This is a genomic window from Gordonia sp. NPDC003425 (genome assembly GCF_053588635.1).
Genome location: NZ_JBSFQI010000021.1, coordinates 62022 through 70211 on the forward strand (window position 1 = coordinate 62022; position 8190 = coordinate 70211).

Here is an 8190-nt window from a genome sequence, read left to right on the forward strand (position 1 = left end):
GACGGGGCGAGGTCAGTCGAGGCGGCGCTGCGCGTAGGCGCGTAGGCTCTCCACCTGGTCCGGGTCGAGGGATGGTCGTACCCGGGTGCGCGCGTCGGCGATGTCGTCGGCGCTGACCGTTGCGGCGTCGATGTCGCGTCGCATCGCGGCCAGCGCCGCCTCGCGGAGCAGTGCCGAACAGTCCGCGGCGGAGTATCCGTCGAGGTCGGCGGCCAGCGCGTCGAGGTCGATGCCGTCGGCCAGTGGCACCTTGCGGCCGGCGGTGCGCAGGATGTCGGCGCGCGCCGTGGCGTCCGGTGGCGGCACGAACACCAGCCGTTCCAGCCGGCCTGGCCGCAGCAACGCCGGGTCGACGAGGTCGGGCCGGTTGGTGGCGCCGAGCACCACCACGTCCTGGAGCGGTTCGACGCCGTCGAGTTCGGTGAGCAGCGACGCGACGACGCGGTCGCCCACCCCCGAGTCGGTGGACTGTCCCCGGCGTGGGGCCAGCGCGTCCACCTCGTCGAGGAAGATCAGCGACGGCGCGGATTCACGCGCCCGTTCGAACAGGTCCCGCACGGCCTTTTCCGACGATCCGACCCACTTGTCCATCAGTTCGGCACCCTTGACCGTGTGCACCGACAGTCGGCCCGACGCAGCCAGCGCACGTACCACGAACGTCTTGCCGCACCCCGGCGGACCGAACAGCAACACACCGCGCGGCGGGTCCACCCCCAGCCTGGTGAACGTGTCGGGATGCTGCAGCGGCCACAGCACCGTCTCGGTGAGCGCCTGCTTGGTCTCGGTCATGTCCCCGACGTCGTCGAGGGTGATCGACCCCACCGCCACCTCGGGGGAGTCGAGTCGCGACACCGGCCGGATCACTTCCAGCGCACCGAGCAGATCCTCGTGGGTGAGGGCGGGTTCGGTGGCGTCGGCGGTTGCGCGGGCCGCGGCCCGCAGCGCGGCCTCGCGGGCCAGGGCCGCCAGGTCGCCGGCGACGAATCCGGGGGTCCGTGCCCCGATCGTTTCCAGGTCGAGGTCGCCGTCGGTGGGCACGCCCGCGAGGATCGCGCTGAGCAGTCGCGCCCGCAGCGCCGCATCGGGCAACCCGACCACGAGTTCACGATCGCATAGGTCCGGCGCCCGCAGCCGGGTGTCGAGCCGCACCGGTTCGGCGGTGGTGGCGATCAGCGCGATACGCGCAGCGGCATCCCCGTCGGCCGCGATCGCCGCCCGCAGCGCATCGAGGATCAGCGTCGACACGGGCTCCGGGTCGGCGGGCAGCAGCGCGTCGGCGTCGGTGATCAGCAACACCCCCGCACCGTCAGCGCGTAGCGCGGCGATCGCATCGGTCACGACGCGCAGCCGGGCGGTGGCCTCCAGCGCACCCGCGGTGGGGCCGTCGATCGTGATCAGGGTGCGATGCGCGCACACCGAACGCGCCAGCGTTGCCTTTCCCGCGCCCGCCGGCCCGGTGATCAGCACACCGAGCCGCGGCACGGCCCCGAGTTTGCGCAGCACCTCGGGCTCATCGAGCGTGATCGACAGCCATTCGGTGAGTTTCGCGATCTGGTTGTCGACGCCCACCAGCTCCGACACCGGTCGCACCCGCGGCGCCGCCGACCCCGCGCCGGGCACCGACACCGACCGCATCCCGCCCGCTGCCGCCGCCCCGCTTCCCGACGCAGCCCCGCTTCCCGACGCAGCCCCGCTTCCCGACGCCCCGCTTCCCGACGCAGCCCCCGACACGGGCGCGGCCACCATCGACCGGGCCGCCGCAACCCCGCCCGTCGGCGCGGCACCGTCGGCCCACAGCACCGCCGTCGACGGTTGCACGCTCACCGGCCCGCCCGGGTCGGTGGCGGTCACGGTCAGCAGCTCGTTGGTCCAGGTGATGCCGACGGCGAGGGTCAGCGTCCGCGTCGCCGACCCCGCGGTGAGTTCGGGACCCAGGTCGCGCGGCAACAGCGACACGGTGTCGCCGATGGAGAGCACCTTGCCCAGCAGTGCGCGGCGCAGTGTCGCCTCGTCGACGCCGCGGGCGGCCAGACGCGATCCGCTCACCCGCACCCGCGTCGCCCCCTGCACCACCACCGGCGCGATCACCACCGACGCGTTCTCCCGCACGCCCGCGTTGGAGAATGTGATGTCGTCGAGCAGTGCCGTGCCGGTGGGTGCGTCAGCCGCGGTCGCGGCCACCACCGCCGCGGTCACCCGGGCGCCGGTGATGGTGATGCCGTCCCATTCCCGCAGGCCGAGCGCGGTGAGCACCTCGGGATGCACACGCACGATGCCGCGGCGGGAGTCCGCCGCCGACGGATTGATCCGCGCGGTGAGGGTGAGCTGGTTGGCGCCGGAGGTCACGTCGGCTCGTCCGGGCTCGTCGACGTGGCCGGCTCAGCGGGTACCGACCCGGGTTCGGGCGGGCGCGGCGTGGGCTTGTGCAACCCGAGGCGCGCCTCCGACTTGCGGGGGTGCGGGCCTTGTCGTCGTGGCTGCCGTCGGGCGCGTGCGCGACGTTCCGCGCGGCGCTCACCGGGGGAGTCGTCCCAGAATTCGGGGCGGGCCTGCACCCACCGGCGGCTGCGCCAGGCGAACGGGATGTGCGCGGCGTAGGCCGCCACCGCGATGATCATCAGCACGTACGGGTAGGTGAGCAGCAGCGCAGCGGCGATCGCCACCACGATCAGCAGTCCTGCCATCGCCCGCGGTGGCACCGCGGTGGCCTTGAACGACGCGGTGGGTATCCGGCTCACCGCGAGGAACGCCACCAGCACCAGCCATGTCCCGACCGCCGGCGGCGAGGTCCACCATCCGTCGCCGAACTGCTGTTGCAGTCCGATCGGCAGCAGCGCGACGATCGCGGCCGCCGGCGCCGGTACTCCGACGAAGAAGTCGCGGGTGTAGCGCGGCGCGTCGACGTCGTCGAGCAGGGTGTTGAAGCGCGCGAGCCGCAACACGATCGCGCAGCAGTACACCAGGGTCAGCAGCCAGCCGACGTCGGCGCCCTGCATCAGATGCAGGTAGATGATCAGCGCGGGCACCACGCCGAAGTTGATGGCGTCGGCCAGTGAATCGATCTCGGCGCCGATCCGGCTGGTGGCTCCCATCATCCGCGCCACCCGGCCGTCGATCCCGTCGAGCAGTGCCGCGGCCACCACCAGCGCCATCGCGAGATCGACATTGTGGTTGGCCGCTGCGCGCACCGCGGTGAGTCCCGCGCAGATCGCCAGGATGGTGAGTGCCGACGGCACGAACATCCGGCTGGCCGCCGCCTGCCTGCGCAGCGCCCCGATTTCGTGCGCATCGACATCGCCCGGGTACCGGCGGGTGCCGTGCCCGGCCGGCGTGCGGTGAACGGGCGGTGTGCGGCGCACTGAGGGGGTGCGTTCGGCCCGGTGCGGACTCATCGCGTCGCTCTCATCCCTCGCCGAGCACGGCGAGCGGGGTTTCGGCGCCGACGGTGCGCTGCCCGACGAGGACCCGCGGCGCGGTACCGCGCGGCAGATAGACGTCGACGCGTGAACCGAACCGGATGAGCCCGTAGGTGTCGCCGACGTGCAGCGTGTCGCCGACCCCCGCGTGGCACACGATCCGGCGTGCGATGAGACCCGCGATCTGCACCACCGCGATGTCGGTGTCGGGGCCGTCGGTGTCGGGACTGCCTGCGCCGAAGTGGTTGGGCCGCAACACCATCGTGGTGCGTTCGTTGGCGTCGCTGGCTTCGGGAAGGTCGGCGGAGAGGAACTGTCCGGGCGTGTGGGTCACCGAGATCACGCTGCCGTCGACGGGCACACGCTGCACGTGTACGTCGAAGATCGACAGGAACACCGACACCCGGGGCCGCGCCGCGTCGCCGAGTCCCGATTCCGGCGGCGGTACCGCCTGGTCCACCAGGCTCACGGTGCCGTCGGCGGGGGCCACCACGACGTGCGGGGCGGTCGGCGGAACCCGTGGCGGATGCCGGAAGAACGCGGCACACGCACCGGCCGCCGCGGCGGCGGGCACGGCGATCCAGCGATGACGTCGGCCGGCCAGCGCGACGGCCGACGCACCGGCGACGAACGGCAGTCCGGCGGGATGGATCGGGGGTACCGTCTCACGGATCAGGGCGACGACGTGCGCGGGATCGAATGCTCCCGACGCTGCCGCTGCAGCGCCCGCTGGTGCGTCCGGTCGCGGGCGCCTGGCCACGTGTGAACCTCCCATGTCGGATCGGCCGGATTTCTCCGGCACTGCAGTTCAGCTTAGAGTGCCGACGCTGCCGGGGGCGATCAGGTGAATCCCGCAGGCAGGCAACACCGGCCCGGACGCCTGCTCGCCCGCACCACAGCAGGGCGCTACAGCACGATGGTGTCGACGTCGCTGCCCGCGGGCAGCGCGGTGACGTCGGCGGGCACGTCGATCAACACATTCGACGCCGCGAGATACCGCAGGTGATGGGATGCGGGCGGCCCGATCGGTTCGACGGTCCACGGCCCGTCACCGGCGGGCGCGGCGAGCACGCCCCGCAGGAACTGGCGTTTGCCGCCGGGCGAGCGGATGTCGTGCGACAACCGCGCCGACTGCGTGGGCCGGTGGGGCGGCAGACCCATTGCCGCGCGCAGCGGCGGCCGGATGAACACCTCGAACGAGACCAGCGAACTCACCGGATTGCCGGGCAGCGTGATGATCGGCACCGCCCGACCGTCGGGTGCCCGATGATGTCCGCCGCCCTGCGGCATCCCCGGTTGCATCGCCACCTTGACGAATTCCACCGTGCCGCCGGCGTGCAGCGCCTCCTTGACCACCTCGTAGGCGCCGGCACTCACCCCGCCGGAGGTGATGATGAGGTCGGCGTCGCCGGACACCTCGTCGAGGCGGGCGAGGAAGTCGGCGGTGTTGTCGGGCACGAAGTGGACGTGGCGGGCCGCGGCCCCCGCCACGTCGGCCGCTGCGGTCAGCATGGCACCGTTGGATTCATAGATCTGCCCGTGCCGCAACGGTTTTCCCGGCTCCACCAGCTCCGAACCGGTGGACAGCACCACCACCCGCAGCGGCCGGAACACGGCCACCTCGGTGATGCCGAGCGCGCACAGGAGTCCCACCTGGGCGGGCTCGATCACGGTGCCGGCCGGCAACGCCGGTGCGTCGCGCTCGATGTCGGAGCCCGCGGTGCGGACGTGTTTGCCCGACGGCACCGCCGCGAGCATCCCGACCGTGCCGTCGGCGGCGAGATCGAACCCGGTGTCGGTGAGTTCCACCGGCACCACGGCATCGGCCCCGGCGGGAAGTGGTGCGCCGGTCATGATCCGCGCCGCGGTGCCGGGTGGCAGGGCGAGTTCGTCGGTGCGTCCGGCGGGGATGTCGGCGTCGACGGGTAGTCGCGTCGGACTCTGCTCGGTGGCGGCGGTGACGTCGGCGGCGCGCACCGCGTAGCCGTCCATGGCGGAGTTGTCGAAGGGGGGCAGGGGAATCGGCGCGTGGATGTCGGTGGCGGTGACCCGGCCCACGGCGTCGGCGACGCCGCACATCACCGGCTCGGGTGAACCGAACAATGCCGACACCGCTCGTTGATGGTCGCTGACCGATCGCATCCGCCCAGCATGCCATCGTCGGATCGGTGGCTGCGACGTGTACCGGTGATGACCGCCGCCCGTACTGCGGATGTCCCCGGGCGGCACTAGATTCGCACTATGACGCTGGGCGTGCTGTTGGACATCGACGGGGTGATGGTCACCTCGTGGCAGGCGCTGCCCGGCGCTGTCGACGCGATCAAGACGCTCGCCGACCGCGGCTATCCGCGGATGTTCCTCACCAACACCACGTCTCGCTCGCGGGCGCAGATCGCCGAGGCGCTCGGCAACTGCGGATTCGACGTCGGGGCCGACGAGATCCTCACCGCGGCCAAGCTCACCGCGGAGTTCCTCAGTCGCAACTATCCGCACCGCAAGACGTGGGTGCTCAACGAGGGTCCGATCGCCGAGGACATGACGGGTATCGATCTCACCGACGACCCGGCGGAGGCCCAGGTCATCGTGCTCGGCGGTGCGGGTCCGGTGTTCACCCACGCCGCCTTGTCGACGGTGCTGGAGAGAATGCTCGCCGGGGTGCCGGTGGTGGCGATGCACCGGTCGTTGATCTGGTCCACCAGCGCGGGCCTCTCGATCGACACCGGGGTGTACCTCGAGGGTCTGGAGAAGGCGGCCGGACGCAAGATCCGCGCGATCGGCAAACCGTCGCCGCTGGGTTTCCGGGCGGCGGTCGACGTGATGAATCTCGAGCCCACGCAGGTGGTGATGGTGGGCGACGACATGTACAGCGATGTGCTCGGCGCTCAGGCGTCGGCGTTGATCGGGGTGCTGGTGCGCACCGGCAAGTTCCGCGACGAGGCCCTACGCGCCCTGCAACGTGACGAGTTCGGCCCGATTCCCGACTACGTCATCGACTCGATCGCCGAGCTACCCCCGCTGCTCGAAAAGCTCGACACCCGCTGACCGCGCGCCCCGCGCTCGCTGATTGAGCCCCTCCCCGCTGATTGAGCCCCTCCGCGCTGATTGAGCCTGTCGAAATCACGCCCCCCGCTGATTGAGCCCCTCCCCGCCGATTGAGCGCCCCCCGCTGATTGAGCCCCTCCCCGCCGATTGAGCCCCTCCGCGCTGATTGAGCCCCTCCGCTGATTGAGCCTGTCGAAATCACACAGCCCCGGCCGTCGCCGACTCCGCGGCCTTCTTGACCTTCCCCAGCGTCTCGGCCATCCCCACCTTCAGCTCGGCCTCGAACGAGTCGGCACCACCGAATACGAGATCCACCAGCGTCGACGACACCTTCGTCGTCGATCCGGCCACCTCACGGCGTTCGGTGACCTGCACGCCGCCGGATTCGTTCGGGGTGATCGCGTAGCTCCACACCGTGTGGTTCTCGGCGACGCGGAATCCGATTTCCTGATTGGGTGCAAAGCGCACCACCTTTGACGTGGTCGGCCACACGAGTGCGCCCCGCCGGTTGATGTTGACGGTCCGGGTACCGAGCTTTACGGGGCCGCCGAGTACGAACATCTTCTTGCACTGCGGACTCCACTCGCCCATTCGCGCGAGGTCGGACAGCACGGCCCACACCTGTGCGGGCGTGGCGTCGATGTCGATGGACTCTTCGATCAGTTCTGCGGTCATGGTTGCCCCTCGTCGACGGTCGGTCGGTCGGGTGTCACCCTATGGGCCTATTGTCTGACCGTCAATAAGCAGCTTCCACGCTGGAATGGAGGCCTCAGGAGATGAGGACGGCGGCGATCACGGCGCCGATGCCGACGAAGACGGACGCGGAGATCCAGCCTGCGGTGTGGGTTTCGTCGTCGAGCAGCAGCGTGCCCAGCTTGCCCGGGGTGAGCCAGTCGATGAGAACGAACGACCACATCATCACCGCGATGGCCAGCACCGCGTAGGCCAGCGTGTAGACCAATGCGCGCCACAACACCAGCATGCTGGTGTCGAATGCGGAGCCCACCAACACCAGGCCGAGGCCCACCACCATCGACACGGTGAGCAACACCGCGTTGCGGTTGTGATCCACCCAAACGGCCTGCCGGAGACGACCGGGGGTCACCAGGTCGAGTGCGGCGAAACCCACCACCAGCAGGGCCACGCCCATGATGCTGAAGGACGCGCCCCAGGCCAGGTTGTGACGCAGCAACTCCACCCGGGTTCTCCCGTCGTCGACGCCGCGGAATCGGGACCGCGGAACTCTCACGAGCACCCTAGCGCGCCGACGCTGCCAGTCCGAGGTTCTCGCGCAACCTTCGAGCTATCCGGTGTGGTGGAGTCGGACGATGTCGGTTCCGTCGGGGGTGTGGGTGTAGGTGACGTGGCTGTGGGTGGAGATGTGTGCGATCAGTTGGTGGTAAAGCATCGATTCCAGGGTGGATTCGATCTCAGATTCGATCTCAGATTCGATCTCGGATTCGTGTGCGGGTGGGGGCTCGTCGGGTAGGGGCTCGTCGGGCGTTGTGGGTGGATCGTGTGGTGTTGGGTGGGGTGGGCCGTGGATGTCGGCGCGGACGGCATCGAGGGTGTCGGCGAAGACGGTGCCGATGTCGGGGTGGCGGTTGATGTGTTCGGGGTTGGCGGGCATGCCGGGTTGGGTGTTGAGTTGCCAGGCCACGCGGCCGGTGTCGGGGCCGTCGTCGATGATGCGGGTGGTGTATTGGCCGGGGTTGGGGCCGACCATGGGATT

Annotated in this window: 7 protein-coding genes and 1 pseudogene; 1 reads left to right on the forward strand and 7 read right to left on the reverse strand. The window is 70.5% G+C overall.

The window, feature by feature from the left end; translation table 11 throughout:
• Positions 1 to 12: 12 nt before the first annotated feature.
• From ACWDTD_RS19160 to moeA, 4 genes are all read right to left on the reverse strand, one after another.
• Positions 13 to 2346: an AAA family ATPase gene (locus ACWDTD_RS19160; RefSeq protein WP_449748727.1), complete on the reverse strand. Its 2334-nt coding sequence runs from the start codon at positions 2344 to 2346 to the stop codon at positions 13 to 15.
• Positions 2343 to 3392: a CDP-alcohol phosphatidyltransferase family protein gene (locus ACWDTD_RS19165; RefSeq protein WP_449748728.1), complete on the reverse strand. Its 1050-nt coding sequence runs from the start codon at positions 3390 to 3392 to the stop codon at positions 2343 to 2345. Before ACWDTD_RS19165 ends, ACWDTD_RS19160 begins: the two co-directional genes overlap by 4 nt.
• A gap of 10 nt (positions 3393 to 3402) precedes the next feature.
• A complete protein-coding gene (locus ACWDTD_RS19170) occupies positions 3403 to 4176 on the reverse strand; it encodes a phosphatidylserine decarboxylase (RefSeq protein WP_449748729.1) in 774 nt (257 codons plus the stop codon).
• Positions 4177 to 4322: 146 nt separating this feature from the next.
• A complete protein-coding gene (gene moeA, locus ACWDTD_RS19175; RefSeq protein ID WP_449748730.1) occupies positions 4323 to 5558 on the reverse strand; it encodes a molybdopterin molybdotransferase MoeA in 1236 nt (411 codons plus the stop codon).
• A 99-nt stretch (positions 5559 to 5657) separates the two neighbouring features.
• Here moeA and ACWDTD_RS19180 point away from each other — a divergent pair, with 99 nt between their 5' ends.
• Positions 5658 to 6458 (forward strand): HAD-IIA family hydrolase, encoded by an 801-nt coding sequence (locus ACWDTD_RS19180; RefSeq protein WP_449748731.1) that lies wholly within the window; start codon positions 5658 to 5660, stop codon positions 6456 to 6458.
• A 198-nt stretch (positions 6459 to 6656) separates the two neighbouring features.
• Here the strand turns inward: ACWDTD_RS19180 and ACWDTD_RS19185 are convergent, their stop codons facing one another.
• From ACWDTD_RS19185 to ACWDTD_RS19195, 3 genes and pseudogenes are all read right to left on the reverse strand, one after another.
• A complete protein-coding gene (locus ACWDTD_RS19185) occupies positions 6657 to 7133 on the reverse strand; it encodes an SRPBCC family protein (RefSeq protein WP_449748732.1) in 477 nt (158 codons plus the stop codon).
• A 94-nt stretch (positions 7134 to 7227) separates the two neighbouring features.
• Entirely contained in the window at positions 7228 to 7656 is a 429-nt protein-coding gene (locus ACWDTD_RS19190; protein WP_449748735.1) for a DUF350 domain-containing protein, read from the reverse strand.
• A gap of 105 nt (positions 7657 to 7761) precedes the next feature.
• Positions 7762 to 8190 (reverse strand): annotated as a pseudogene (locus ACWDTD_RS19195) (hypothetical protein); the annotation flags it as partial.